Raw genomic sequence first — 25,124 nt, forward strand, 5'->3', positions numbered from 1 at the left:
GCTAGAACATCATGGGCGGAGCGTCGAGGACGGTTTCGTCCACGCGCCGCTGCTCCCACTGCGTGAACGGCTTGTCGAGCTCGTACTTCCCGCGCGACGTGCGCAGCAGCGTGCGGACCTCGGCGTTCTCCGGGTTGTTCAAGGACTCGAAATATTCCACTGACCAGTGGAACCAGCGCATGCAGAACAACCGCATGGTCAATCCGTGCGTCACAAACAACGCGTTCGGGGCGTAGTTGGGCTTCGACCAGTGCCGGTGCAGGGTTTCCATGAAGGAGGAAATCCTGTCGTACACATCGGAACCGGACTCGCCCTCGCGGAAGCGGTAGAAGAAATGCCCGTAGGCGTTCCGGAGCTCCTTCTGGTCCTCAATATCGCCGGCGATCTGAAAGTTGGCCCAGTCCTGTTCCCGCAGCCGCGGTTCCTCGATCACCCGCTCCACGAGCGGGCCAAGGTTGAGCGCCTCGAGGGTCTGGTAGGCGCGCAGGTACGGGGAGACGTAGACGCACACCGGACGCCCGTCCAGCTGGCGCTTGACCTCGTCGCCGGCCGCGGTTGCCTGCTCCAGACCCAGCGGCGTCAACGGAATCCGGTAGTCCGGAACACGGTTGTAGATCGAGGTATCGGCATTGGCGGCAGACTGGCCGTGCCGGATCATGATGATCTTCCGGGGCGCACTCATAATCCCCAAGCATAGGGCTCTCGCCAAAGCCGGCCGTGCCGGCATGGCCGGGACCGCCGGCCCCGCCCCAGCCGGTGACCCTGTCCAGCCGGGGCACCAGCAAACTATCGGCAACTGCAGGCAAGATAGAAACATGTTGGTTCCCTCCCGCCGTCGGCTGCGGTTCGAAGTGTTGATTGTCCTGGGGTTGTCGCTGGGACAGTCCGCGGTCTACTCCCTGGTGCAGCTGCTGGACAAGATGACCAAGGCGCCGCTGGCCCAGGGGACGTCCACGCTGAACCGTTCGCAGAGCCCGCGCGAATACTTCGACCTCACCTACCAGCTGCTGGACATCATCTTCGCCCTGGCCCCGGTGGCCCTTGTGATCTACTTCCTCACCGAACACTGGCCGGCCGGAGAGCGCGGAACCTCGGCGTTCCGGAAGATCGGCTTCGACTTCGCCCGGCCCGGGAAGGACCTCCTGCAGGGGCTGGGACTCGCCGCGCTCATCGGCATCCCGTCCCTGGGACTCTACGCCGCCGGCCGGGCGCTGGGGATCACGACGGCGATCATCCCCAGCGCCCTGGACGCGTACTGGTGGACGGTGCCGGTGCTGGTCCTGTCCGCGATCCGGCACGGGATCGTGGAGGAAGTCATTGTGGTGGGCTACCTGCTGGACCGGCTCGGGAAACTGGGCTGGAGCATGCCGGCGGCAATCATCGCCAGTGCCCTGCTCCGCGGCAGCTACCACCTGTACCAGGGGTTCGGGCCGTTCATCGGCAACGCGGTCATGGGCGTCATCTTCGCGCTGTTCTACACGCGGACCAAGCGGGTGATGCCGCTGGTGATCGCGCACGCCATCCTGGATACCGTGGCGTTCGTGGGGTTCAGCCTGTTCGGCAAGGCCGTGGGCCTGGGCTGAGCCGGCTCCCCAAGCGTTGCTCTTAAGGGCGGGCGTTAAATAATCTCGGCCGCCATCTCCTGGGTGACATCGTTGGCACCCAGGGGATGGCGGCCGAAGCGTGGGGCAGGTGGAGCGTTAGATCGTGACCGCTCCGGAGGCGGTCTCGAACGTGACCGAGAGGATGCCGGGGGTACCGTGCGGCGCGATCCAGTTCACGGCGACGTCTTCCAGCGGCTTTTCCACCGGCTCACCCAGCCATTCCGTCACGCGCGCTGCCGAACCGGCAATGGTCAGCGCGGACATCTTGACCTCGCTCGCGTAGGCGTTGGACGGGTGCAGTCCCGGATCGCCCTCCCACTTGAGCATGTAGGGCACCTGGGGGTCGGCGATGAGCCCCAGGATGCCGATCTGCTTCCAGACCAGTTCACGGCCGTCGGGAAACTTCCGGTTGCCGTTCACGGCCGCGCGGCCGAGCCGCTCCTCGAACGGGGCGAGATCGTCAACCTCGACGCACCACCCCATCCAGCCGCCGCCCGCTTCGGAGCGTGCCCGGACAGCCTGGCCAAACGGGGCCTTGTCCGACGCCGGGTGGTTCAGGACCTCCACGACTTCCAGGTACTTGTGTCCGGCGAGCGGGATAATCATGTTGCGTGTCCCGAAACGGGGGTGCACTCCACCCTTTACGGCTTCGACGCCGAGGGCAGACGCAATACGTTCAGTGGTGGCTGCCAAGCCATCGTGTTCACAGGCGTAAGAGACGTGATCCATGCGCATGCCCTCATCTTGGCACTTTGTGATGGAGCTCTCAGCTTAGGCTTGCCTTACCGTCGTGGGACGTCCCGGGGCGGCCGCGGTGGCGTCCCGCGGGGCAGTCGTGGGCCGCCGCCTTCATCTTCGTCACAAAGCTATCCAGCGCTCCGCCGCCATTCCTACACTGAAGCAAGGTCATGAGCGCCAGCGCAAAGCCCCGGTTTGCTGGCCGGCAACCCTCGTCTCGCGGTGGGGTGCCCCGGGTGAGGACCTGGCCTTCCGGCGCCCGCCGGAAGGCAAGCGCGGCGCCTGCGCCGGTAAGGGCCGAACGGCCCTGGCCGGGGCTGTGCCCAGTACCCTCAGGAGCGTCAATTGTCCACTGCCTGGTCCTTCGAAACCCGCCAGATCCACGCCGGCCAGGAGGCCGACTCCGCCACCGGCGCGCGGTCCCTGCCCATCTACCAGACGACGTCGTTCGTGTTCCCGAGCGCCGAAAGCGCCGCGAACCGCTTCGCGCTCGCCGAAATTGCCCCCATCTACACCCGGATCGGCAACCCCACCCAGGACGCCGTGGAACAGCGCGTGGCAAGCCTTGAAGGCGGCCTCGCGGCCCTGCTGCTCAGCTCCGGCCAGGCCGCTGAGACCTTCGCGATCCTCAACATCGCTGAAGCCGGGGACCACGTGGTGGCCAGCCCCAGCCTCTACGGCGGAACCTACAACCTGCTCGCCCACACGCTGAAGAAGTTCGGCATCTCCGTGACCTTTGTCGCGGATCCGGACAACCTGGACCACTGGCGGGACGCCGTGCAGCCCAACACCAAGCTGTTCTTTGGCGAGGTGGTCTCCAACCCGCGCCAGGACGTGCTGGACATCGAAGGCGTCGCCGGGGTGGCCCGCGAGGCCGGCGTGCCCCTGATCGTGGACAACACGCTCTCCACCCCCTACCTGATCCGGCCGATCGAGTGGGGCGCGGACATCGTGGTCCACTCCGCCACCAAGTACCTTGGCGGCCACGGCGCCGCGATCGCCGGTGTGATCGTGGATTCAGGCAAGTTCGACTTCGGCAAGGACCCCGGCCGGTTCCCGGGCTTCAACACCCCGGACCCCACCTACAACGGCCTGGTCTACGCCCGGGACCTCGGTGCGGACGGCGCGCTGGGCGCCAACCTGTCCTACATCCTCAAGGCCAGGGTCCAGCTCCTGCGCGACCTCGGCTCTGCCGTGTCCCCGTTCAACGCCTTCCTCATCGCCCAGGGCATCGAAACCTTGAGCCTGCGCGTCGAACGCCACGTGGCCAACGCCACCAAGGTGGCGCAGTGGCTGGAGGGAAGGGACGACGTCGAATCGGTCGCCTATGCCGGGCTGCCGTCCAGCCCCTGGTACGAGCGCGGCCGTAAGTACGGGCCCAAGGGGACCGGCGCCGTCGTCGCCTTCAACATCGCCGGGGGAGCGGAGGCCGGCAAGCGGTTCGTCGATGCCCTCGAACTGCACTCGCACGTCGCGAACATCGGCGACGTCCGCTCCCTGGTGATCCACCCGGCGTCCACCACGCACAGCCAGCTCTCGCCCGGGCAGCAGGAGATCGCCGGGGTGAATCCCGGGCTGGTGCGGCTGTCGGTGGGCCTGGAGCACATCGACGACATCCTCGCGGACCTCGACGCCGGATTCCGCGCCGCCAAGGGCGCCTGACCGGGGCTCTCTGGCAGCCGCCGGCCCCGAGTTCGCCGGCGCGGGACACGCCGAGTTCGCCGGCGCGGGACACGCCGAGTTCGCCGGCGCGGGACACGCCGAGTTCGCCGGAACCCGTCGCAGTCGCCGTAACCTTGCGGCGCCTGGGCAGGCTTCCGGCGACCTCGACGGGCTGGATGCACGGTTCCGGCGAGCTCGACGGGCTGGATGCAGGGTTCCGGCGAACTCGACGGGCTGGATCGACACGGGGATCGCCCGGCTGTCACACGGAAGTCACAATCTTCGTCATTTCCGCACCCCGTTTCGTAGACTCGTACCAGGTCATGAGTGCCAGCGACAGCCCCGGCTTGCTGGCCGGCAACCCTCCATTTGCGGCGGGGTGCCCCGGGTGAAGACCTGGCCTGCCGGTCAGCTGACGGCAGGCAAGCGCGAAGTTAGGTCCTCATTATGACGATTGCCGTCACCCGCAGCGGTGAAACCGAAACCAATCCAGCCCCGAGCCCTGTTGCCGCCGCAACGGCGCCGGAAAGCACGCCGGAAACTGCCCCCGCCCACACTGCTTCCCGTGTGCCGGACGGGACCGTCCAGTACGTCAGGATCGGTGACCTGCAGCTCGAATCCGGGATCCTGCTGCCGGACGTGGTCCTCGGCTTCGAAACGTGGGGGACCCTGAACGCGGACGCCTCCAACGCCGTGCTCATTGAACATGCCCTGACCGGCGACACACATGTCACCCGTGGCGCCAGCGAGGAGCCCGGCTGGTGGGAGCAGCTCGCCGGACCCGGGGCTCCCGTGGACACGGACAAGTACTTCGTCGTTTCGATCAACATCCTGGGCGGTTGTTACGGTTCCACAGGACCCTCCACCCCGGCCCCGGACGGGCGCCCCTGGGGATCGAGGTTTCCGCTCGTCACGCTGCGGGACACCACCGCCGCCGAGGCACGGCTGGCCGACGCCCTGGGCATCGGCAGCTGGTACGCCGTGGTGGGCGGCTCGCTCGGCGGCGCGCGCGCCCTTGAATGGGCCGTCACGTACCCGGACCGGGTCCGGCGCTGCGCCGTGATTTCGGTCGGCCCCAGCAGCACCGCCGAACAGATTGCCTTTGCGCAGGCCCAGACCCTGGCCATCCGCCAGGACCCCCATTTCAATGGCGGAAACTACTACGGCGGCCCGGAGCCCGAAGCAGGGCTGGCCCTCGCCCGCCGCATCGCCCACATCACCTACCGCTCCGCGGCCGAACTGGATGGCCGGTTTGGCCGGAACCCGCAGGCGCCGGAGGCGCCGCTGGAAGCCGGATCCCTGGCCGGGCGCGGGCGCTACCAGGTGGAAAGCTACCTGGACCACCAGGGCAGCAAGCTGGTCCGGCGCTTCGACGCCAACAGTTACATCGCCATTACCGAGGCCCTTATGAGCCACGACGTCTGCCGGGGGCGCGGAAGCCTGCCGGAGGCGCTGGCCCCGGCCAGCGCCGAGTTCCTGGTGGCTGCCGTGGACTCGGACCGACTGTATTTCCCGGCCCAGACCCGCGAACTGGCCGATGCCCTGCCCGGCGGTGCGGAACTGCACATCATTGAGGCGCCGATCGGCCACGACGGGTTCCTGACCGAAATCGGCCAGCTCGGCGACCAGCTGCGGGAGACCTTCTTCGGCCACTAGGCAGCCTCGTTTGTGCATTTTTGCAGATAGGCTCTGCACTAATGGCCGTTGAGGCCAGGGGCGGGAGCGTCCATACTCGGGGTGAATGACGCCATGTGCCCTGCATCACAGGCGTCCTCAGTCCAATGGTCCACAGGGTGTCGATGGAGACGCCAAAGGAGTCACGATGAGTACGGAAAACGCCGCGAGGCGCGCTGAAGCAACCGAGGTCAAGTCGTCCGGCCTGAAGAAGGTAGTGACGGCCTCCATGGCCGGCACGGTGGTTGAATGGTATGAATTCTTCCTCTACGCCTCCGCGGCCACCCTGGTCTTCGGCAAGATGTTCTTCCCCAATTCGGGTACGGAACTGGACGGCATCATCGCAGCCTTCCTCACCTACGCTGTCGGCTTCGTCGCCCGCCCCATCGGCGGGATCGTCTTCGGCCACTTCGGTGACAAGTTCGGCCGCAAGCAGCTGCTCCAGCTCAGCATCATCCTGGTGGGCGTTTCGACCTTCCTGATGGGCTGCCTCCCCACCTTCGCGCAGATCGGCTACTGGGCGCCGGCCCTGCTGGTCTTCCTGCGCTTCGCCCAGGGCTTCGCCGTCGGCGGCGAGTGGGGCGGCGCCGTCCTGCTCGTCGCCGAGCACAGCCCCAGCAAGTCCCGCGGCTTCTGGGCCAGCTGGCCGCAGTCCGCCGTTCCGCTGGGCAACCTGCTGGCCACGGCGGTGCTGTTCACCCTGTCCGCCACCCTGTCCTCCGCCGACTTCCTCAGCTGGGGCTGGCGCGTGGCCTTCTGGCTCTCCGCCGTGATCGTGCTGGTCGGCTACTACATCCGGACCAAGGTCACGGACGCCCCCATCTTCCTGGAGGCGCAGAAGGAAGTCACCATCGAGAAGAAGGGCTACGGCGTAGCCGAAGTCTTCCGCCGCTACCCGCGCGGCGTATTCACCGCCATGGGCCTGCGGTTCGCGGAGAACATCCTCTACTACCTCGTGGTCACGTTCTCGATCACGTACCTGAAGGTCATTGTCCAGACGGACACCTCCCGAATCCTCCTCCTGCTGCTGGTCGCGCACGTCGTCCACTTCGCCGTGGTGCCGATGGTCGGGCGCATGTCGGACCGCTTCGGCCGCAAGCCGGTCTACATGGCCGGCGCCATCCTCGGCGGCACCTGGGGCTTCTTCGCCTTCCCCATGATGGACACCAAGAACGACTTCATCATCCTGGCCGCGATCACCATCGGCCTGCTCTTCCACGCCCTGATGTACGCCGGCCAGCCGGCCATCATGGCCGAGATGTTCCCCACGCGGATGCGCTACTCGGGTGTTTCCCTGGGCTACCAGGTCACCTCGATCGTTGCCGGTTCCATGGCCCCGATCATCGCCGCGGCCCTGCTGAGCCAGTTCAAGTCCTCCGTCCCGGTGGCCCTCTACCTGCTCGGCGCCTGCCTGGTAACGATGGTGGCCGTCTTCTTCCTCAAGGAGACCCGCGGCATTTCGCTCCACGACGTCGACGCCGCCGACGCCCAGGGCACCGCAGACCTCCTCGCCGCCGGCAAGCGGTAGTCCCGGGAAAGCCCAGCCAGGGAAAAATGGCCGCCAAAACCACAATGGGCCAGACTGCCCGTATCCGCGCACCCCGCGGATACGGGCAGTCTGTTTTTAAGCGGACTCAGGCGGCCAGGACGTCCTGGCGCTCCCGAATTTCGCCGCGGATCGCCTCGAGCACTGCGCGGACGGGGGCTGAGCGCAGCGACTCGGGCCGGGCCACCGCCCAGATGGGCAGCTGGCGCTGGAAATCGTCCGGCAGGACGGGCAGGAAGCCGGGCCTGCCCGCCACGAGGAAATTGGGCAGCAGGCCTATCCCTGCGCCCCGCCGGACGGCCTCGAGCTGGGCGAACACACTGGTGGCCTGGAAGCTGGAGCGCGGCACCGGCAGCTGCGTGGATCGGTGGCCCAGCTCCGCGACCTGGAGCGCCGATTCGACGTACGAGACAAACCCGTGCTGCCGGACGTCGTCGAGCGTTGCCGGCAGCCCGTGCTCCTGCGCATAACCTTCGCTGGCGTACAGCCGGAGAAAATAGTTGCTCAGGAAGATGGCCCTGGCATTGGTGGTTTCCATGTTGCCCACCACCACTTCCAGGTCCACGCCGGAGCGGTTTTGGCTGACCTTGCGCGTGGCGCTGAGCAACTCCACGTTCAGCATGGGATTCGCCCGCTGCAGCCGGACGAGGGCCGGCGCCAGGAATTCGGCGCCGAAACCGTCCGGAGTGCTGATCCGGACAAGGCCGGACACCACGTCACCGGACCGGGCAATGCTGCTGGACAGGGCCCCGAGGGTGCCCTCGATGGCCTCGGCCGCCGCGACGGCCTGGCTGCCGAGCTCGGTCAGCTCCCAGCCGTGCGGGCTGCGTTCCAGCGTCCGGCCGCCGAGCTGCTTGTCCAGGGCCAGGACGCGGCGGGAAATCGTGGTGTGAGTGGTCCCGAGCGTCTCCGCCACGGCGTTGAACCGGCCCAGCCGAGCCACCGTCAGCAGGATCAGCAGGTCATCGGGGCTCGGAAGCCGTCGCAAGTCCACGGGTGGCCCCTCTTCAGCGAGTGTGTTGTCAGCGGATAGGGAAGCCCGTGCAGCGTGTGTGCATCTGTGCACATAGCCTCTGTGATTTTTCCCCTTGATTGCACTCTAGCAGGGTGTGATGGTGGACACGGATGGCCTCGGCTTTCACACCGGAGCCCACGGCAACCACCAAGCAAAGGAGCTTAAGCCATGGCAGTTATCGCCTGGATCGGACTGGGAAACATGGGCGGGTCCATGTCGGTCAACCTCGCACAGGCCGGACACGATGTCCGCGGCTTCGACCTCAACGCCGCAGCCGTTGCCGCCGCCGAGGCCGGGGGAGTCAAGGCCGCCGGCAGCATCGCCGAGGCCGTCGCCGGCGCCGACGTCGTCTTCACCATGCTCCCCAAGGGCGAGCACGCCCGCGCCGTCTACCTCGGCGAGGGCGGCGTCCTGTCCCACGCGGACACCCGGACCCTGCTGGTGGATTCCTCCACCATCGATATTGCCTCCGCCCAGGCCCTGCACGACGCCGCCGCTGCCGCCGGCTTCCGCTTTGTCGACGCGCCCGTCTCCGGCGGCATGAGCGGCGCGAAGGCCGCCACCCTGACGTTCATGGTCGGCGGCGAGGCCGACGCCGTCGCCGATGCCACCGAATACATCCGCCCCATGGCGGCGAACATCATCCCCACCGGCGGCGCCACCACGGGCCAGGCCGCGAAGATCTGCAACAACCTCATGCTCTTCATCAACCTCGCCTCCACCGCCGAGGGCGCGGTCCTTGCCGACCGGCTCGGCCTGGACAAGCAGGTCTTCTGGGACATCGCCTCGGTCTCCTCCGGCGACAGCTGGGCGTTGCGCACCTGGTACCCCGTGGCCGGTGTGGTGCCCACCGCGGCGTCCAACAACGACTTTGCCCCGACGTTCACCACCGAGCTGGCCAACAAGGACATCGGGCTGGCCATCAGCGCCGCGCGCGACACCGGCACCCCGCTGGAACTCGGCGAGCACGTCCAGCAGCTCTTCCAGCGGCTGATCGATTCCGGCCAGTCCGGCCAGGACTGCTCGATGATCGTCAAGCTCGTCGACGGCAGCCTCGACCCCGCCAACTAGGCGCTCCGCGCCCTTTCCCGACCCGCCCTTCGCGGCCGCACCGCCTTTCACGAAAGAGAACCATCCCCATGGAACGCATTCCGCACTTCATCAACGGCGCCCTGATTTCGGACGCCGAGCGCTTCGGCCCGGTCTTCAACCCCGCCACCGGCGCGCAGGAGAAAGAGGTCGCCCTGGCCTCCGCCGCCCGCGTCGAGGAAGCCATCCAGGCTGCCCGTGCAGCCCTGCCCGGCTGGCGCGCCACGAGCCTGGCCCGGCGCACCGGCATCTTCTTCAAGGTCCGCGAACTGCTCATGCAGCGCCGCCCCGAACTGGCCGCCCTGCTGACCAGCGAGCACGGCAAGGTCCTCTCCGACGCCGAGGGCGAGATCACCCGCGGCCTGGAGAACATCGAATTCGCCACTGGGCTGTCCCACATGCTCAAGGGCGAACGCTCCGAGCAGGTCTCCGGCGGCGTCGACGTCCACTCGGTCCGCCAGCCGGTCGGCGTCGTCGCGTGCATCACGCCGTTCAACTTCCCGGCCATGGTGCCGCTGTGGATGATCGGCAGCGCCCTGGCCTGCGGCAACACCGTCCTGCTCAAGCCGAGCGAGAAGGACCCGTCCGCCGCCGTCTTCATCGCCGAGGTCTTCGCCGAGGCCGGCCTGCCGGCGGGCGTGCTCAACGTGGTCCACGGCGACAAGGAAGCTGTCGACGTCCTGCTGGAACACCCCGAGGTGAAGGCCGTGAGCTTCGTCGGCTCGACGCCGATCGCCCAGTCCATCTACAAGCGCGCCGCTGATCACGGCAAGCGCGTCCAGGCCCTGGGCGGGGCCAAAAACCACATGGTGGTGCTGCCGGACGCGGACCTGAACATGGCCGCCGACGCCGCCGTCTCGGCCGCCTACGGCTCCGCCGGGGAGCGCTGCATGGCCGTCAGCGTCCTGGTCGCCGTCGGAAGCATCGCGGATGAACTCGTGGACGCGATCAGCACCCGGATGGCCACCCTGAGGATCGGTCCCGGCACGGATCCGGCCTCCCAGATGGGCCCGCTGATCACCGCCGAGCACCGCGACAAGGTGGCCTCCTACGTCGCCGGCGCCGCCAACGAGGGCGCCACCGTGGTGGTGGACGGCCGCGAGCAGGGGTTCGATTCCAACGGGTTCTTCATCGGCGTCAGCCTGATCGACCACGTCAAGCCCGGCATGAAGGTTTACGACGACGAGATCTTCGGCCCCGTCCTCTCGGTGGTCCGGGTCGAAACCTATGCGGACGCCGTGCGGCTGGTCAACGACAATGAGTTCGGCAACGGCGTGGCCATCTTCACCCGCGACGGCGGCGCCGCCCGGCAGTTCGAGTTCGACGTCGAGGCCGGCATGGTGGGCGTCAACGTGCCCATCCCGGTGCCGGTGGGCACCTTCTCCTTCGGCGGCTGGAAGAATTCGCTCTTCGGCGACACCCACATGTACGGACCGGAAAGCATCCGCTTCTACACCCGCGGCAAGGTGGTCACCACCCGCTGGCCGGACCCGTCCACCTCGGTGATCGACCTCGGCTTCCCCCAGATCGACTGACCCCTCGTTGCTGTCGGGCTCCGGGGCTAGAGTGGGCGGGCAGGGACACCCAGGAACCGGGAGGCATTGTGACCACGCTCATCAACCGGCCCAACACGGCATTGCTTGTTGTCGACATGCAGGTCGGCGTCGTCGCGGAGGCCTACCGCCGCGACGACGTCGTTGCGACCATCGCTGCCCTCGTGGACAAGGCGCGCGGCGCCGGGGTGGCCGTCGTCTGGGTTCAGCACAACGGCGAGGAACTGGCCCCGGGCAGCGACGGCTGGCAGTATGTGCCCGAGCTTGTGCGGCGCGATTCGGAACCGCTCGTGGCCAAGGAATACAGCGACGCCTTTGAGGCGACCGACCTGGAGTCCGTGCTTGCCGACCGCGGCATCGGCCGCTTCTTCCTGGCCGGAGCGCAGACGGACGAATGCATCCGCTCGACCCTCCACGGCGCGATCACCCGCGGCTACGATGTCACACTGGTGGCCGACGCCCACACCACCGAGGACCTGACCGATTTTGGCGCGCCGCCGCCGGAACTGGTGGTGGCCCACACCAATTTGTACTGGCAGTACCACAAGGCCCCGGGGCGGACGGCAGGAACGGTCAAAGCGGCCGACGTCGACTTCGCCGGCCCGTGATGGTCCAGCCGGCGGGTCCTAGCCCTTCATGATTTCAGCGCGCTGGGCCATGTAGTCCTCCATGGACAGCTTGCCGTCACTGTACTGCTGGTCGAGTTCGGCAAGCTTGCGGGCCCGGTAGCCCTGCGGGGCCGACGGCGCCTGGGGTGCCTGCGGCTGTGCTGCGTCCGGCGCCGGGGGAGTCTGGGGTGCCTGCCGCTGCGGCTGCGGCGGGTTGTTCAAGTATTCGGGGCTGTCCTCGTAGGGAACCGGGGACTGGTAGCCGGACGGACCGGAATACGGCGGGTTGGGGTACTGCTGACCGGGGTACGGCTCGGTCGGGAACGGCTGGTTGGGGAACCGGGGGGTCGGGAACTGCTGGTTTGGGTACTGCTGGTTCGGGTACTGCCCGTTTCCCGGCCCCGGCTGCCTGGGAGCGCCGAGCTGGCCGAAGCCGCCAAAGTAGTCCTGCTGGGTGTAGCCATCCCGCGGCTGGTTGCTCTGGTTGTTGTTTCCCGGGGTGCCGGGGAACCCGCCGAACTGTCCGGGCGTGCCCTGGTTCCGGCCGCGGGCGGACCTGCGGTAGAGGCGCATGGCCACGGGAATCAGGAACGACAACACGATGATCCAGAAGAACAAACTGCTCACGGTATGGGGCCTTTCAGCTGCTGGGCCTTCTCGTCTGCTGGCTCAACTATCGCCGCCGGAGAAGTGTTCCTCCAGCTTATGCCCCGCGGGCTCAGGACCGCACCGCATCCTCTGCGCCGGGCGGTCCTTCGCCGGAACCGAGCGGAACGCCGGGACCGAACACCGGCCCGGCCAAAGGCCGCTTGGCCGTCACGCCGTCGCCCGATGAGCGGTGCCGCAGCCGCCGCACCACCCATGGCACAAAGTATTCCTTGGCCCACACCAGGTCTCCGGTGCGCGCCTCGCGCCAGCTGCGCTGCGGCAGCGGCTTGGGCGAGAGGGGCTGGAGGGTGTGCTGGACATTCAGGGAGTCCAACACCATGGCCGCGATCGTGTGGTGGCCCAGCGGCGAGAAGTGCAACCGGTCAACATTCCACATCTGCGGGTCATTGAGCTGCCGCAGCGACCACATGTCCGCGATCACGGCGTCGTGGCGCGCGGCGATCGTGCGCAGGTTCTCGTTGTAGATGGCCACCTTGCTGCGGATCCGGCCCAGCACCGTGGAGCCGGTGTCCGGGCCGTTGAACAGGACCACGGTGGCTCCGCCCAGGCTCAGGATCTGCACCACCGAGTCCAGCTTTTCGGCCAGCACGTCCGGATCACCGCCCGGGCGGATGAGGTCATTGCCGCCGGCGGAGAGCGTGATGAGGTCCGGCTTGAGCGACAGGCAGTGCGCCATTTGCTGGTCCACGATCTGCTGCAGGAGCCGGCCGCGGACGGCCAGGTTGGCGTAGGCGAAGTCGTTGTGCCCGCGGCTGAGTTCCTCGGCCACCCGGTCTGCCCAGCCCCGGTGGCCGCCCGGGCTGGCCGGTTCCGGGTCACCGATGCCTTCCGTGAAGGAGTCGCCCATGGCCACATAGCGGGTCCACGGGTGGGTTATGACGGTATCCGCGGAGGTATCTGCTGAGGTGTCTGGTGAATTTTCCATGGCTTCGGTTTCGCTCACCCTCTTATCCTGCACTGTTCACGTTAAGCTACGCCACCGTAGGTTGTTACCGCCGGGTAACTGTAAGAATGGTTCCATGACTCACGCTGATGCCCTTCCCGCCCCCGTCGTCCTGTGGTCCAAGCCGGAGCAGGAGCGGGCCGGCAAACCGCTGCTGGTCCTGCTGCACGGCTACGGGGCCAACGAACAGGATCTGCTCAGCCTGGCGGAGATGCTGCCGCAGGAATTCGCGGTGGCCTCGTTGCGTGCCCCGCTGCCCATGGGGCCGGGATTCACGTGGTTCCCGCTGACGGCGTCCATTGACTATTCGCTTGACGCCGTCAAGGTCGCCGCGGCGTATGTGCAGGACTGGCTCGACGGCGTCAAGGCCAACCACCCGTCGGTAACGCTCCTGGGGTTCTCGATGGGCATGGCCATGGCGACGACGTTGCTGCGGCAGCGTCCGGCGGACTTCGCCGCCGTCGTCGGCCTGTCAGGCTTTGTCGTCGACGCCGGTGATGACCCCAGCTTCCGCGACGGCGAACTCGACGGCACCGTGCCGCTGTTCTGGGGCCGCGACCAACAGGACCCGGTGATCACCGAGGACAAGATCGACTACACCGTCGGCTGGGTCCGCAAGCACGTGAAGCTCACCAAGGTCCTCTACACCGGCATGTGGCACGGCATCAACCAGCAGGAAATCGGCCACGTCTCCGAGTTCCTCACGCACGTGGTGCTCAACTCCAGGAAGTAGGCGCGCCCTGGCGGGCCGCTAGGAGGCTGCCGACGCGCTGATCCGCACGGTCCGGTTGTTGACGGTGACGGTGTCGCCGTCGTGAAGCTGGCGGCCGCGGCGCTCGTCGATTTCGCCGTTGACCTTGACCAGACCGTTCTTGATCAGCTCCGCGGCCTCCACACCGTCCTCGACCAGATTCGCCAGCTTCAGCAGCTGGCCCAGCCGGATCATGTCGTCGCGGATGGTGATGTCTTCGAATTCCGAATTGCTCATATAGGCAATGATGCCTGACCAAGGTGGCACCCATGACCCACACCCCCCGGCTCCCGATCATCGCGGGGCTGCCCATGGCCGTCGCGGCGGGGCTGTTCATCCCGCTCCAAGGCCGGATCAACGGCGCGCTCGGGGCGGCGCTGGGGGACGGCCTCGCCGCCGCTGTCATCAGCTTCAGCATCGGACTGGTGGTGATGACCGTAATTTCCCTGACCCTGCCGAAGGGCCGGGCCGGGCTGGCACGGATCCTGCCGGCCGTGCGGGAACGGCAGTTTCCGCCCTACTACGTTCTGGCCGGTTGCATCGGGGCCCTCTTCGTCTTCGCCCAGTCCTTCACCGTGGTGCTGCTCGGCGTCGCCCTGTTCACCGTGGCCGTCGTGACCGGGCAGACCCTCAGCGGACTGCTGGTGGACCGGCTGGGAATCGGGCCCGCGGGGAAGCGGCCCATCACGGGCATCCGGGTGCTGGGCAGCGCACTGACTGTCGCCGCCGTCGCATGGGCCGTGTCACCCCGGTTCAGCGCCGAAGAATCCGGGCTGCAGCTCCTTCTTCCCCTGCTGCTGCCGGTTCTGGCCGGCTTCCTGATGAGTTTCCAGCAGGGCATGAACGGCACCGCCACCGTCCACTACGGTTCCCCGATCGCCGCGACACTGGTGAACTTCATCGCCGGAGCCACCCTGCTGTGGGCGGCCTGGCTCATCAAGCTCGCCGTGGCCGGCGCCGGCAACCCGCTGCCGCCGCAGTGGTGGTTGTATCTTGGCGGGCCGCTTGGCTGCATCTTCATCGGCGTCGGCGCTCTCCTGGTCCGCAGCCTGGGGGTGCTGGTCACCGGCCTCGGGATGATCGCCGGGCAGCTGCTGGGGTCCCTCGGACTGGACCTGGTGCTGCCGGCGCCCGGCACGGTCGTCGCACTTCCCACAGTCCTTGGCACCCTGTTGACGCTCGGTGCCATCATCCTGGCCACCCTGCCATGGCCGCGGGGCGCGCTGAAGCGGTAACGTGCCGGTAGGCTTGGAGATTGCATCGCCCAGACGCATCGCACTGTTCGTATCACCCCGCCCGGCAACCAGCCGGTGACCGGGGCTGACACCGCGGACCGCACCCAGCGGCCCTGTAGAAATTGGAGTTCCCATGGCAGCAAAATCCGTCCTCGACCAGATCATTTCCCTCGCCAAGCGCCGGGGATTCGTTTTCCAGGCCGGTGAAATCTATGGTGGCTCCCGTTCTGCCTGGGACTACGGGCCCCTCGGCGCCGAGCTCAAGGAAAACATCAAGCGCCAGTGGTGGCAGTCCGTGGTCCGCGGCCGCGAAGACGTCGTGGGCCTGGATTCCTCCGTCATCCTGCCCCGCCAGGTCTGGGAGGCCTCCGGCCACGTGGACGTCTTTTCCGACCCGCTGGTGGAGTGCCTGTCCTGCCACAAGCGCTACCGCGCGGACCACCTCGAGGAAGAATACGAGGAAAAGAAGGGCCGTCCCGCCGAGAACGGCCTGAAGGACATCGCCTGCGCCAACTGCGGCACCCGCGGCCAGTGGACCGAGCCGCACGAATTCTCCGGCCTGCTCAAGACCTACCTCGGCCCGGTCGCCAGCGAGGAAGGCCTGCACTACCTGCGGCCCGAAACTGCCCAGGGCATCTTCGTGAACTTCGGCAACGTCCTGACCACCTCGCGGAAGAAGCCGCCGTTCGGCATCGGCCAGATCGGCAAGTCGTTCCGCAACGAGATCACGCCGGGCAACTTCATCTTCCGCACCCGCGAATTCGAGCAGATGGAGATGGAATTCTTCGTCGAGCCCGGCACCGACGAGCAGTGGCACGAGTACTGGATGAAGGAACGCATGTCCTGGTACACGGGCCTGGGCATCCGGGAAGAGAACCTGCGCTTCTTCGAGCACCCGCTGGACAAGCTCAGCCACTACTCCAAGGGCACCACGGACATCGAATACCGTTTCGGTTTCCAGGGCTCGGAGTGGGGCGAGCTCGAGGGCATCGCCAACCGCACGGACTTTGACCTCTCCACCCATGCCAAGGCTTCCGGCGCGGACCTGAGCTACTTCAACCAGGCCACGAACGAGCGCTACACGCCGTACGTGATCGAGCCCGCGGCCGGCCTCACCCGCTCGTTCATGGCCTTCATGATCGATGCCTACACCGAGGACGAGGCCCCCAACGCCAAGGGCGGCGTGGACGTCCGCACCGTGCTCAAGCTCGATCCGCGCCTGGCCCCGGTGAAGGCAGCCGTGCTGCCGCTGAGCCGCAACGAGGACCTGTCCCCGAAGGCCAAGGACCTCGCCTCCCAGTTGCGCAAGAGCTGGAACATCGAGTTCGACGACGCCGGCGCCATCGGCCGCCGCTACCGCCGCCAGGACGAGATCGGCACCCCGTTCTGCATCACCGTGGACTTCGAGACCCTGGACGACCAGGCCGTCACCATTCGCGAACGCGACACCATGAGCCAGGAACGCGTTTCCCTGGACAAGGTGGAGGGTTACCTGGCCGCGCGGCTGATCGGCGCCTGACCATGGCCATTGAATACCGGGAGTGGCGGGAGGGCGACGACCTCGCGCTGCTGGAAATCTGGGGCGGTCCGGAGACGGTCCAGGCCGGACAGTTCCGCGGCACGCTGGCGCCCTCGGGCAACTCGCCATGGCGCCGCTGCATCGTGGCCGAGGACGTCGTGGACGGGGTCGCCGTTCCCGTGGCGGCGGCCGTGGTCCACGAGGCCTCACTGCATCCGGAACGGCTCTGGGCGTATGTCGAGGTCGCCCGGGACCACCGCCGAGCGGGCCTTGGCTCCACGCTGCTGAGCATGCTGCGGCACGAGGCCGCCCAGGCGCCGTCGGGAGTGTCCAAATTGCGCTGCAAAGTGGAGCCGGGCACGCCCGGGGCGGCGTTTGCCGAGGCCGCGGGCCTGGCCCCGATCCAGCGCTCCCGCCTGATCGTCGTTGACCCTGCGCCGCTCAAGCTGCCGGTGTTCGGCGACGGTTCGGAGTCCGCGGCCACCGACCAGGTCGAAGACCTGGCCACCGGCTCGGTAGAGCTCAGCGACGTCGTGGGCCGCTACTACACCGCGGTGCACGACTGGGACAGCCCGGGGGAGCTGAGCGTCGCCACGGTGCAGCGGTTGTTCCTGGATGATCTCAGCGGCGCCCACGGCGCGATCGTGCTGCGGGCACCCAAGGCCAGTGCCTTCGGGCACGGCGTGGCGGCGAGCCGGAAGGGCCGGCTGGAGGGGTTTGCCATCAGCTACGCGCAGGGCACTCCCGGCGCCAGCGCCGACGGCAACGGTGCAGCCGCGGCCGAGCCGAGTGAGGTTTTCCTCGGACACGAGCCCAAATTGGGCACGGAGGAAGCCCTGGCCGCCGTCCGGGACCTTTTGGCCCTGATCGCCTACCAGCACCCGGTGATGCTGGAACTGGACGACGCGATGACCGCGCTGCGCGCCGTCGTCGAACCGCTGCTCGAGAGCGGCAAGGCCCATGTCCAGGGCTCCGAAACACTGGTCGTCGCCGACCCGGCGTAAGCCTTAACCCAACTGACCCGCAGGTCCGGCCGTTATGAAGACGACGGCCGCAGCTGCGGGTCAGTTTTCGTTTAAGGGTGCCCGGCTATTTGGGCATGACCGGCGGCACGAAGTCGAAGGTCATCCCCAGCAGCCAGACGAGCAACAGGACCACCGGCAGGTGGAACACAAACTGCAGGAACGTGAAGCCCACCAGGTCCCTGGCGCGCAGCCTGAGCACCGCCAGCAGCGGCAGCATGAAGAACGGGTTGACCAGGTTCGGCAGGGCCTCGGCGATGTTGTAGATCTGCACGGTCCAGCCGAGGTTCATCTGCACGTCGGTGGCCGACTGCATCACGTAGGGCGCCTCCACCAGCCATTTGCCGCCCCCGGACGGGACCAGGATGCCCAGGACCGCCGTGTAGAGGGCAATGACGACGGCGAAGCCGCCGTCGCTGCCGATGTCCGAGAAGAACGCCGCGAGGTGGGTGGAGAGGGTCATCCCGCCGTTGCCCGTGGCCTTAGTCAGGATGGCCGCCATCGCGGCGTACAGCGGGAACTGCACGAGGATGCCGGCGGTCGCCGGGACGGCCTTCGTGACGGCCTGCAGGAAGTTCCGCGGCGTGCCATGCAGGACCAGGCCGAGGATCAGGAAGACCAGCAGGTAGCCGTTGAGGCTGCTTACCACGCTGAGGAAGGGCTTGGTAAGGAACTGCGAGACGAGCCAGCCGAGCGTCAGGACGCCGGCGAGGATCGGCAGGATCCTGCTGTATTCGAGCCATTCGCCGGGCCGGGACCGCGGCGCGGGTTGGCTCGGTTCGTCGTCGAGGTCCACGCCGAGATCCTCGGCGGTGCGGATCGCGCCGCCCTGCGGGGCGGAGAAGTGCGCGATCACGGTGGTGAGGGCCATCAGGACGACCAGTGTCAGCAGCGACTGCCAGGTGAAGATGGTGGAGCCGAAGTCCAGGATGCCCGTGATCTTCAGCAGCGCCGGCGGCAGCGACGCGGCGGTGGCCTGCAGCTGCGCGGCAGAGGAGGACAGTCCCAGGGCCCAGACGGCGCCGAGGCCCATGAACGCCGCCGCGCCCAGGGCCCGGTAGTCCACGGTCAGGTCCCTGCGGCGGGCAATCGCGCGGGCCAGCAGGCCGCCGAAGATCAGGCTGAGGCCCCAGTTGAGGAAGGACACGGACATGGACAGGACGGCCACGAAGCTCACCGCGGTCCGCGCCGTCGACGGCATCAGGGCCAGCCTGTTGATCAGCTTCGCCACGGGCGGGGAAGTCGCCACGACGTAGCCGGTGAGGACCACCATGGCCATCTGCAGGGTGAAGGCTGTCAGGTCCCAGAAGCCGTTGCCGAACGAGTCGGCGATGGCCTGGGGCGAGGCGCCGATGGCCAGTGCGGCCACACCGATGATGACGACGCCGGCGAGGGCGAAGATGTAGGCGTCCGGGAACCATTTCTCCGTCCACGCCGCCATTCGTTGGGCAATCCGTGCGAGTCCGCGTTCTTCGATTCCGTTCTTGGTCACGACTGTGTTTGCCACAGGTGTCCCTCTCCATTGAGTGCGATTTGTACCCGATGGAGCTTAGTCAAGACGATGGCGGAATGGGGGTTTATCGGCGCCTGGCACCTGCGCGCCGCGGACCGTCGGCCTCGTCGAGCCGGCGTCGTTCTTCCTCTGTCGGCGCGCCGCCGCCGCGTCCGGCCGGCATCCACCATGCTCCCGGGGCCGGTTTCAGCGGGAAGTCGGCAATCCCGACGTCGATCCCGTCCTGGAGAGTCCTGGCCAGGCGCGCCGTGGCGGGCTGGGCGTCGTCTGCCGGGTCCGGGAGCGAGCCCGGAAGCAGGGGTTCGCCCACGTGGATGCGGACCGGGGCACGCCAGGCGCGCCGTGGCGAGAAGGCGTGGTGCCGGGTCATCAGCCGGTGGGAGCCCCAGACGGAGACCGGGATGATCGGCACGCCGGCCTCGGCGGCCATCCGCACGGCGCCGGTCTTGCATTCGCGGACGGTAAAGCTGCGGCTCACGCCGGCCTCGGGCAGGATGCCGATGTATTCGCCCTTCAACAGCCGGGCGACCGCGGCGTCGTAGGCGTGGGTCCCGGATCCGTAGCCGACCACGACGTGCCCGGCGGCGCTGACAGCGGGCCCGGCGAACCAGTGGTCGGCGGCTCCCTGCGTGATGAGGAAGCGCAGCTGGGCACGGTTGTTCCACCACAGCAGCATCTCGGCGAAGGCGAAGTCGAGGTAGCCGAAGTGCGTGATCGCGATGACGGCACCCTGGCCGGGCACCACTGGACGCGACGGGACTCTGCGGGAAACGTCCAGGGCGGAAACCTTCAGGGGGAAAGCATCTTGCGAGGAGGCTCCCGGCGGTCCAGGTTGCGGCAAGTGCTCCTGGCCCGTGACGAAGACGCGGATCCCGAACAGCCAGCACAGCGCCCGACCGGTGCGGACGATGAAACGGTAGAAGCGGTCGCTGGACTGAGGCCTCCACCGCTGTGGCCTCCACCGCTTCGGCCGCCAGCCGCGGCCGCAGGGGGCAGCTGACCTGGCCTGCCCGGGCATGTCAGTGCCCGCCTGCCTGGTGCCCGCCCGCCTGATCACCGCGTGCCTGGTGTCCGCCGGCCAGGTGCCCGCCGGCCCGCCGGCGCGGCGGCAGGGGCAGGAAGCCGGAGGTGGACTCGACGTATTCCTTGTAGCCGGGCCGCGCCGACATTGCCTTTTCCGTCAGCGGCTTCCCGGTCTTGCCGGCGAGTGTCCAGATCATCAGGGCGGGGGACAGGATTGTCAGGACGCCGGGCCACGAATCGGCGGCCACGAGGAAGAGCCCGGCCCAGACGGCGGCGTCGCCGAAGTAGTTCGGGTGCCGGGTGTAGCGCCACAGGCCGGTGTTCAGGACGGTGCCGCGCCTGGCGGGATCGGCCTTGAACCGGGCCAGCTGCCAGTCGCCGACGGTCTCGAACACGAAGCCAAGGATCCAGAGCAGGACGCCGGCGACGGCCAGCCAGCCCACGCGTCCGGTGGCGAACATGCCGACCTGGATGGTGAGCGAGACGAAGAACATCACCACGCCCTGGGGCAGGTAGACCCGGCGCAGGGCGTACAGATTGCGTGATCCGGGAGCCGCGGCGAGCATGTCCACATAGCGCGGATCCTCGTGGCCGCCGCGGGCGCGGAGCCCGATGTGGACGGCAAGGCGGATGCCCCACACCGCGACCAGGGCGAGGAGCAGCAGCCGCCTGCCGGCGTCGCCGTATCCGGCGGAGAGCAGCCAGGAGATGCCCGCCACCACCACGAAGCCAAGGCCCCACACGGTGTCTATGACGGAGTGCCGGCTCTGCCGCACGGCAACCGCGGAGGTCAGTGCCAGCAGCACCACGAGTCCCGCGATGACCCACGGGAGGCTGGCAAGGAAGGCCTCAAGCGGAAACGGCGGCATCACAACACCACCGGCATCCGGGCTCCGGCCGCCGGCAGAGCGCTGCCGAGAGCGCTGCGGAGCGCCGCCGTGGCGGTGGAGATGTCCGCTCCCGTGGCCTCGCCGAAGGCAGCCAGGACGAAGCCGTCCGCCAGCACGTTCCACAACGCCACCCTACGGAACATGAAGTGGCCGGCACCCCTGAGGGAGACAAAGTCGACGGACGCGGCGACGCCCTCGGCCCGCCGGGCGAAGTCCAGTGAGTTCGCCGGGCTGGTCCAGCGGTCCTCGGTGCCATGGACGATCAGGACCCGGCGGCCGGTGACCGGCTCGACAGGGGTTTCGTGATTGAGCCACGGGGCGAGCGCGACGACGGCCTCGACTTGGCGGTCGTCCGCCACGCACAGCGCCGTGAGCCCGCCCATGGAGTGGCCCAGCAGGTACACCGGCACGCCGGGATGTTCCTGGCTGATCCGGGACAGCGCCCAGCGGGCATCCTGTACGGGGGACATGTCCTTGCCGTTCCAGCCGCGGTACCGGTTCCGCAGGGTCCACACGGCCAGCCCGTGCGGGCCGCCCTGCCGGTTCAGGGCACGGGCGAAGGGCTGCATCCGGGCCGGGCTCAGGTGCCGGCCGCGGACCGGATCGTAGCTGTCCGCCCGTCCGCCGTGCAGGACCAGCGCGACTCCACGGGTCTGCCCGGCGGCTTCGGCGATTCTCAGCACGGCCTTGGCGGCCGGCCCGGATCTGCCCGCCTCCGGTTCGCTGTCGTCTGGTTTGCGTATGGCCACGTGCGTGTCCCTCCGGTCCTTCGTCCGTCAATTACCAACCCTAGGTTGCAGCCCCGGCCCGTCAAGACGGGGGTGCCTAGTGTGGATTCGGAGCCGGGGCCGGCGGCGATGGGTCCGGCCCGCCAAAGTGCCCTTGACGTGGGAATGCGGGAAGAGTAGGCATGTGCAAGTAAACCTCCGGGCGCCACGCCGGCTGGGAGCGCAGAGAACTGTCCGGGTCGAAGCTCACGACGAAATCGACGGTACAGAAAATGAACGGAACATCTTTGGATAGCCTGCGCGAGCAAGTCCGCGGGCAGGTCATCACGCCCAGCGACGCCGGATACGATGCGGCGCGTGCTGTCTTCAACGGCATGATCGACAAGAGGCCGTCAGCGGTGGTCCGGGTATCCCAGGTGGCCGATGTCATCTCCTGCGTCAACTTCGCCCGGGAGAACTCCCTGGATTTGGCGGTCCGCGGGGGAGGGCACAGCGCTCCGGGCTTTGGCACGTGGGATGACGCCCTGGTGATCGACTTCTCCAACACCACCGGGGTCCGGGTCGATCCCGCAACCGCGACTGCGCGCGCGGAGGCCGGCGCGACGTGGGCCGACTTCAACCATGCGACCCATGCCTTCGGGCTGGCAACCCCCGGCGGCATTGTCGGTTCAACCGGCATCGCCGGGCTGACCCTCGGCGGCGGCATCGGCTACCTGAGCCGCAAGTATGGGCTCAGCTGCGACAACCTGCTCTCGGCCGACGTCGTCACGGCGGAAGGAAAGTTCCTCACCGCCAGCGAACGAGAGAACGAGGACCTGTTCTGGGCGCTGCGCGGCGGCGGCGGGAACTTCGGCGTCGTGACGTCATTTGAGTACAAAATGCATCCCGTGGACACGGTCCACGCCGGGATCATCATTTACCCCATCGAGCATGCCGAGACGGTGGCCAAGTTCTACCGGGAGCACATGGCCTCCGCCCCTGAAGAGTTAGGGGCATTCCTGGGCTTCCATCAGGGGCCGCCGGTGCCGTTCCTGCCCGAGGAATGGCATGGCAAGCCGGTGTGCGTCATCGTCGGCATGTGGACCGGCGACCCGGCGGAAGGTCCGGCACGCTGGCAGCCGTTCCTGGATGCCGCGCAACCGGCCGGATTCATGGTGGGGCCAATGCCGTACCCCGCCCTGAACACGGCTTTCGACCCGCTGCAGCCCCCGGGCATGCAGGCTTACTGGAAAGCGTACTTCCTGACGGAGCTCAACGACGGCGCCATCGCCGCCCACATCCAACACGGCAGCAAGGTCCCCAGCGTGCAAACCGCCGTACACATCTACCCCATCGATGGTGCTGTCCAGCGCGTGGGTGCCACGGACACAGCGTTCGCCAACCGCAACGTGAAGTTTTCGCCCGTGATCGCGGCGCAGTGGATGGACCCCGCGGACAACGAGGCCAACATAGCCTGGGTGCGGGACTACGCGGCCGCCCTGCGGCCCCATTCGGCGCCCGGCGGCTACATCAACTTCATGGACGGCGACGACCTGCCCAGGATTGCCGAGAATTACGGACCGAACTACAGCCGCCTGCGCGAGGTCAAAGCCAAGTACGATCCGCAGAACCTCTTCCACGTCAACCAGAACATCGCCCCCGCCTAGGCTGGCAGGCCTCCGCCGCACCGGGAGCGTCCGGCTCATCGGTGCGGCTCATCGGTGCGGCGTCATTCGACCGGCGTCATTGGTCCAGTGCAGTCCTGCCCACGCCGTAAAGTTTTCGGCATGAGGTTGAACTGCTGATGGGCGCCGGACACTCGCATTCCCACACCGACCATGCGGAGCCGACGCCCCAGACGCGCGCGGCGCGGAAGAAGGCCAACTGGATCCTCGCTGCCATCCTGATCCCGCTGACCCTGCTGACCCTGGCGGCCATGGCCTTCATGTGGCCGTCGGGAAGCAAGGAAGGGATCACCCTGGCCAGCCCCTATGCGGCGGCTCCGGGCGTGACGTTTGACACCGGCAAGATCCAGCGGGTCGTCGTCGGCAGCTGCTCGGACGCCCAGACGGGCGGTGACGCCGCCGCGCAGCAGGGCACCTCCGGTGGCGACCCCGCCGTGCAGGCCCCCCAAGAGGGATCGCAGTGCACCTTCGCGTACACCGAGCCGGACAAGGGCGGCAACCCGGTGAAGGTGGTCATCAACCCTGACGTCGCGAAATCCCACGGCGTGAAACCCGGGGACAACATCCGCTACCTCAACCTCTCCAAGGCCCAGGGCGCCACGGGCCAGGGCGCGCCTGCCTATGTCTTCGTCGATTTTGTCCGGACGCTGCCCATCATCTTCCTCGCCGTCCTCTACGCCGTCGTGGTGATCGCTGTGGCGCGCTGGCGTGGCCTGCGGGCCCTGATCGGACTGGTCGGCGCCTACGTCGTGCTGGTCTCGTTCATGCTGCCCGGGCTGGTCGAAGGGAAGCCGCCGTTGCTGCTCGCGCTCGTGGGTTCCACGGTAATCATGATCGGGGTGCTGTACTTCGCCCACGGCTTCTCCGCCCGCACGTCGACGGCGTTGCTGGGGACGATGTTCGGCCTCGCCATTACCGCGCTGCTGGCGGCCTGGGCCACCGACGCCGCCAACCTCGCCGGTGTGGGCAGCCACGACGCCGCCACGCTGACCAACATTTCGGACAACATCTCGATCTCCGGCATCATCCTGTGCGGGCTGATCATTTCCGGCCTCGGCGTGCTGAACGACGTCACCATCACGCAGTCCTCCGCCGTCTGGGAGCTGTGGGAACTCGCCCCGGAGACCAGCGCCCGGCAGCTGTTCGCCTCCGCGATGCGGATCGGCCGCGACCACATCGCCTCCACGGTCTACACCATCGCCTTCGCCTACGCCGGCGCCGCCCTGCCGGTCCTGATCCTCGTCATGCTCTATGAACGCCCGCTCGGGGACGCCCTTACCAGCGCCGAACTCTCCGAGGAAGTCATCCGCACCCTCGTCGGTTCCGTGGGGCTCGTCCTCGCCGTGCCGGTCACCACCCTGATCGCGGTGCTGGTGGTCAAGGCCACCGGAATCAAAGGCACCGGTGTCAAAGGGAATGCAGTCAAGGGGAATGGGGCCAGGGGGAATGCGGCGGTTCCCGGCGCCGCGCTCGCAGGCGCGGCGGCCAACGGCGGCGTCGAGCCCGACTTTGTTGGGTCCGGCGGTGTTGGGTCCGGCGGTGTTGGAACCGGCAGTGTTGGAACCGGCAGTGTTGGAACCGCTGACGACGGCGGATCCGCAGGCGGCGAGCCCGACGACTCCGGCCCTGCCACGCGCCGCGGACGGCGCGCCGCCCTGCGGGGCTGAACCGGGGGGCC

General features: G+C 67.9%; 23 protein-coding genes and 2 riboswitches. Of the genes, 13 read left to right on the plus strand and 10 right to left on the minus strand.

Going from position 1 to position 25,124, the window contains the following annotated elements:
* Position 1: 1 nt before the first annotated feature.
* Positions 2–682, minus strand: a complete 681-nt coding sequence (locus tag ACFVTM_RS15175) for a histidine phosphatase family protein (protein WP_390204334.1) — start codon at positions 680–682, stop codon at positions 2–4.
* Positions 683–815: 133 nt separating this feature from the next.
* On the opposite strand from ACFVTM_RS15175, the gene ACFVTM_RS15180 reads away from it, so the two are divergent.
* The gene (locus ACFVTM_RS15180; RefSeq protein ID WP_390204336.1) at positions 816–1,583 is read left to right on the plus strand and encodes a CPBP family intramembrane glutamic endopeptidase; all 768 of its coding nucleotides are present in this window, start codon (positions 816–818) and stop codon (positions 1,581–1,583) included.
* Between the two features lie 117 nt (positions 1,584–1,700).
* On the opposite strand, the gene ACFVTM_RS15185 is transcribed toward ACFVTM_RS15180, so the two are convergent.
* The gene (locus ACFVTM_RS15185) at positions 1,701–2,339 is read right to left on the minus strand and encodes a VOC family protein (RefSeq protein WP_390204337.1); all 639 of its coding nucleotides are present in this window, start codon (positions 2,337–2,339) and stop codon (positions 1,701–1,703) included.
* Positions 2,340–2,508: 169 nt separating this feature from the next.
* Positions 2,509–2,624: riboswitch (SAM riboswitch) on the plus strand.
* 63 nt (positions 2,625–2,687) lie between these two features.
* Between ACFVTM_RS15185 and ACFVTM_RS15190 the strand changes: the two genes are divergently transcribed.
* The 3 genes from ACFVTM_RS15190 (at position 2,688) to ACFVTM_RS15200 (ending at position 7,206) form a co-directional block, all read left to right on the plus strand.
* Positions 2,688–4,004 (plus strand): bifunctional o-acetylhomoserine/o-acetylserine sulfhydrylase, encoded by a 1,317-nt coding sequence (locus tag ACFVTM_RS15190; RefSeq protein ID WP_390204338.1) that lies wholly within the window; start codon positions 2,688–2,690, stop codon positions 4,002–4,004.
* Positions 4,005–4,323: 319 nt separating this feature from the next.
* A riboswitch (SAM riboswitch) is annotated at positions 4,324–4,439 on the plus strand.
* 12 nt (positions 4,440–4,451) lie between these two features.
* A complete protein-coding gene (locus ACFVTM_RS15195; RefSeq protein ID WP_390204339.1) occupies positions 4,452–5,660 on the plus strand; it encodes a homoserine O-acetyltransferase in 1,209 nt (402 codons plus the stop codon).
* A gap of 166 nt (positions 5,661–5,826) precedes the next feature.
* Positions 5,827–7,206: an MFS transporter gene (locus tag ACFVTM_RS15200; protein ID WP_390204342.1), complete on the plus strand. Its 1,380-nt coding sequence runs from the start codon at positions 5,827–5,829 to the stop codon at positions 7,204–7,206.
* A gap of 106 nt (positions 7,207–7,312) precedes the next feature.
* Here the strand turns inward: ACFVTM_RS15200 and ACFVTM_RS15205 are convergent, their stop codons facing one another.
* Complete coding sequence (locus ACFVTM_RS15205) at positions 7,313–8,212, minus strand: LysR family transcriptional regulator (protein ID WP_390204591.1); 900 nt, start codon at positions 8,210–8,212, stop codon at positions 7,313–7,315.
* Positions 8,213–8,407: 195 nt separating this feature from the next.
* Here ACFVTM_RS15205 and mmsB point away from each other — a divergent pair, with 195 nt between their 5' ends.
* The 3 genes from mmsB (at position 8,408) to ACFVTM_RS15220 (ending at position 11,489) form a co-directional block, all read left to right on the plus strand.
* Positions 8,408–9,310 carry a 3-hydroxyisobutyrate dehydrogenase gene (gene mmsB / locus ACFVTM_RS15210; RefSeq protein ID WP_390204343.1) on the plus strand — a complete coding sequence of 301 codons (903 nt, stop codon included), beginning with the start codon at positions 8,408–8,410 and terminating at the stop codon, positions 9,308–9,310.
* A 68-nt stretch (positions 9,311–9,378) separates the two neighbouring features.
* Positions 9,379–10,863, plus strand: a complete 1,485-nt coding sequence (locus tag ACFVTM_RS15215) for a CoA-acylating methylmalonate-semialdehyde dehydrogenase (RefSeq protein ID WP_390204345.1) — start codon at positions 9,379–9,381, stop codon at positions 10,861–10,863.
* Positions 10,864–10,931: 68 nt separating this feature from the next.
* Complete coding sequence (locus ACFVTM_RS15220; protein ID WP_390204347.1) at positions 10,932–11,489, plus strand: isochorismatase family protein; 558 nt, start codon at positions 10,932–10,934, stop codon at positions 11,487–11,489.
* An 18-nt stretch (positions 11,490–11,507) separates the two neighbouring features.
* On the opposite strand, the gene ACFVTM_RS15225 is transcribed toward ACFVTM_RS15220, so the two are convergent.
* Together ACFVTM_RS15225 and ACFVTM_RS15230 are read right to left on the minus strand one after the other, a co-directional pair.
* Positions 11,508–12,116 (minus strand): hypothetical protein, encoded by a 609-nt coding sequence (locus ACFVTM_RS15225; RefSeq protein WP_390204348.1) that lies wholly within the window; start codon positions 12,114–12,116, stop codon positions 11,508–11,510.
* 91 nt (positions 12,117–12,207) lie between these two features.
* Positions 12,208–13,083 (minus strand): SGNH/GDSL hydrolase family protein, encoded by an 876-nt coding sequence (locus ACFVTM_RS15230; protein ID WP_390204593.1) that lies wholly within the window; start codon positions 13,081–13,083, stop codon positions 12,208–12,210.
* 94 nt (positions 13,084–13,177) lie between these two features.
* On the opposite strand from ACFVTM_RS15230, the gene ACFVTM_RS15235 reads away from it, so the two are divergent.
* Positions 13,178–13,834, plus strand: a complete 657-nt coding sequence (locus tag ACFVTM_RS15235; RefSeq protein WP_390204349.1) for an alpha/beta hydrolase — start codon at positions 13,178–13,180, stop codon at positions 13,832–13,834.
* Positions 13,835–13,852: 18 nt separating this feature from the next.
* Here ACFVTM_RS15235 and ACFVTM_RS15240 read toward each other — a convergent pair whose 3' ends face one another.
* Positions 13,853–14,089 carry an RNA-binding S4 domain-containing protein gene (locus ACFVTM_RS15240; RefSeq protein WP_390204350.1) on the minus strand — a complete coding sequence of 79 codons (237 nt, stop codon included), beginning with the start codon at positions 14,087–14,089 and terminating at the stop codon, positions 13,853–13,855.
* Between the two features lie 32 nt (positions 14,090–14,121).
* Here ACFVTM_RS15240 and ACFVTM_RS15245 point away from each other — a divergent pair, with 32 nt between their 5' ends.
* The 3 genes from ACFVTM_RS15245 (at position 14,122) to ACFVTM_RS15255 (ending at position 17,610) form a co-directional block, all read left to right on the plus strand.
* A complete protein-coding gene (locus ACFVTM_RS15245; protein WP_390204351.1) occupies positions 14,122–15,087 on the plus strand; it encodes a DMT family transporter in 966 nt (321 codons plus the stop codon).
* Positions 15,088–15,220: 133 nt separating this feature from the next.
* On the plus strand, positions 15,221–16,606 hold the full coding sequence (locus ACFVTM_RS15250) for a glycine--tRNA ligase (RefSeq protein WP_390204353.1): 1,386 nt from the start codon (positions 15,221–15,223) through the stop codon (positions 16,604–16,606).
* A 2-nt stretch (positions 16,607–16,608) separates the two neighbouring features.
* The gene (locus ACFVTM_RS15255) at positions 16,609–17,610 is read left to right on the plus strand and encodes a GNAT family N-acetyltransferase (RefSeq protein WP_390204355.1); all 1,002 of its coding nucleotides are present in this window, start codon (positions 16,609–16,611) and stop codon (positions 17,608–17,610) included.
* A gap of 85 nt (positions 17,611–17,695) precedes the next feature.
* Here ACFVTM_RS15255 and ACFVTM_RS15260 read toward each other — a convergent pair whose 3' ends face one another.
* The 4 genes from ACFVTM_RS15260 to ACFVTM_RS15275 form a co-directional block, all read right to left on the minus strand.
* On the minus strand, positions 17,696–19,135 hold the full coding sequence (locus ACFVTM_RS15260) for a short-chain fatty acid transporter (RefSeq protein WP_390204357.1): 1,440 nt from the start codon (positions 19,133–19,135) through the stop codon (positions 17,696–17,698).
* Positions 19,136–19,205: 70 nt separating this feature from the next.
* Positions 19,206–20,159 (minus strand): lysophospholipid acyltransferase family protein, encoded by a 954-nt coding sequence (locus ACFVTM_RS15265; RefSeq protein ID WP_390204359.1) that lies wholly within the window; start codon positions 20,157–20,159, stop codon positions 19,206–19,208.
* A gap of 1 nt (position 20,160) precedes the next feature.
* Positions 20,161–21,033 carry a DUF1295 domain-containing protein gene (locus tag ACFVTM_RS15270; protein WP_390204361.1) on the minus strand — a complete coding sequence of 291 codons (873 nt, stop codon included), beginning with the start codon at positions 21,031–21,033 and terminating at the stop codon, positions 20,161–20,163.
* On the minus strand, positions 21,033–21,803 hold the full coding sequence (locus tag ACFVTM_RS15275) for an alpha/beta hydrolase (protein WP_390204363.1): 771 nt from the start codon (positions 21,801–21,803) through the stop codon (positions 21,033–21,035). The genes ACFVTM_RS15270 and ACFVTM_RS15275 overlap by 1 nt, the downstream gene beginning before the upstream one ends.
* Before the next feature lie 251 nt (positions 21,804–22,054).
* On the opposite strand from ACFVTM_RS15275, the gene ACFVTM_RS15280 reads away from it, so the two are divergent.
* Positions 22,055–23,428 carry an FAD-binding oxidoreductase gene (locus ACFVTM_RS15280; RefSeq protein ID WP_390204365.1) on the plus strand — a complete coding sequence of 458 codons (1,374 nt, stop codon included), beginning with the start codon at positions 22,055–22,057 and terminating at the stop codon, positions 23,426–23,428.
* A 137-nt stretch (positions 23,429–23,565) separates the two neighbouring features.
* The gene (locus ACFVTM_RS15285) at positions 23,566–25,113 is read left to right on the plus strand and encodes a YibE/F family protein (RefSeq protein ID WP_390204367.1); all 1,548 of its coding nucleotides are present in this window, start codon (positions 23,566–23,568) and stop codon (positions 25,111–25,113) included.
* Positions 25,114–25,124: the final 11 nt, after the last annotated feature.

The sequence above is a fragment of the Arthrobacter sp. NPDC058130 genome (genome assembly GCF_042884475.1).
Classification (GTDB): domain Bacteria; phylum Actinomycetota; class Actinomycetes; order Actinomycetales; family Micrococcaceae; genus Arthrobacter.

Bases quoted from the DNA above. Each gene is read 5' to 3' on its own strand.
- ACFVTM_RS15200 (WP_390204342.1), top strand. From the start codon at position 5,827: ATGAGTACGGAAAACGCCGCGAGGCGCGCTGAAGCAACCGAGGTCAAG.
- ACFVTM_RS15265 (WP_390204359.1), bottom strand. From the start codon at position 20,159: ATGCCCGGGCAGGCCAGGTCAGCTGCCCCCTGCGGCCGCGGCTGGCGG.
- ACFVTM_RS15240 (WP_390204350.1), bottom strand. From the start codon at position 14,089: ATGAGCAATTCGGAATTCGAAGACATCACCATCCGCGACGACATGATC.
- ACFVTM_RS15255 (WP_390204355.1), top strand. From the start codon at position 16,609: ATGGCCATTGAATACCGGGAGTGGCGGGAGGGCGACGACCTCGCGCTG.
- ACFVTM_RS15280 (WP_390204365.1), top strand. From the start codon at position 22,055: ATGAACGGAACATCTTTGGATAGCCTGCGCGAGCAAGTCCGCGGGCAG.
- ACFVTM_RS15185 (WP_390204337.1), bottom strand. From the start codon at position 2,339: ATGCGCATGGATCACGTCTCTTACGCCTGTGAACACGATGGCTTGGCA.
- ACFVTM_RS15245 (WP_390204351.1), top strand. From the start codon at position 14,122: ATGACCCACACCCCCCGGCTCCCGATCATCGCGGGGCTGCCCATGGCC.
- ACFVTM_RS15230 (WP_390204593.1), bottom strand. From the start codon at position 13,083: ATGGAAAATTCACCAGACACCTCAGCAGATACCTCCGCGGATACCGTC.
- ACFVTM_RS15250 (WP_390204353.1), top strand. From the start codon at position 15,221: ATGGCAGCAAAATCCGTCCTCGACCAGATCATTTCCCTCGCCAAGCGC.
- ACFVTM_RS15195 (WP_390204339.1), top strand. From the start codon at position 4,452: ATGACGATTGCCGTCACCCGCAGCGGTGAAACCGAAACCAATCCAGCC.
- ACFVTM_RS15285 (WP_390204367.1), top strand. From the start codon at position 23,566: ATGGGCGCCGGACACTCGCATTCCCACACCGACCATGCGGAGCCGACG.
- ACFVTM_RS15215 (WP_390204345.1), top strand. From the start codon at position 9,379: ATGGAACGCATTCCGCACTTCATCAACGGCGCCCTGATTTCGGACGCC.
- ACFVTM_RS15235 (WP_390204349.1), top strand. From the start codon at position 13,178: ATGACTCACGCTGATGCCCTTCCCGCCCCCGTCGTCCTGTGGTCCAAG.
- mmsB (WP_390204343.1), top strand. From the start codon at position 8,408: ATGGCAGTTATCGCCTGGATCGGACTGGGAAACATGGGCGGGTCCATG.
- ACFVTM_RS15270 (WP_390204361.1), bottom strand. From the start codon at position 21,033: ATGCCGCCGTTTCCGCTTGAGGCCTTCCTTGCCAGCCTCCCGTGGGTC.
- ACFVTM_RS15175 (WP_390204334.1), bottom strand. From the start codon at position 682: ATGAGTGCGCCCCGGAAGATCATCATGATCCGGCACGGCCAGTCTGCC.
- ACFVTM_RS15180 (WP_390204336.1), top strand. From the start codon at position 816: ATGTTGGTTCCCTCCCGCCGTCGGCTGCGGTTCGAAGTGTTGATTGTC.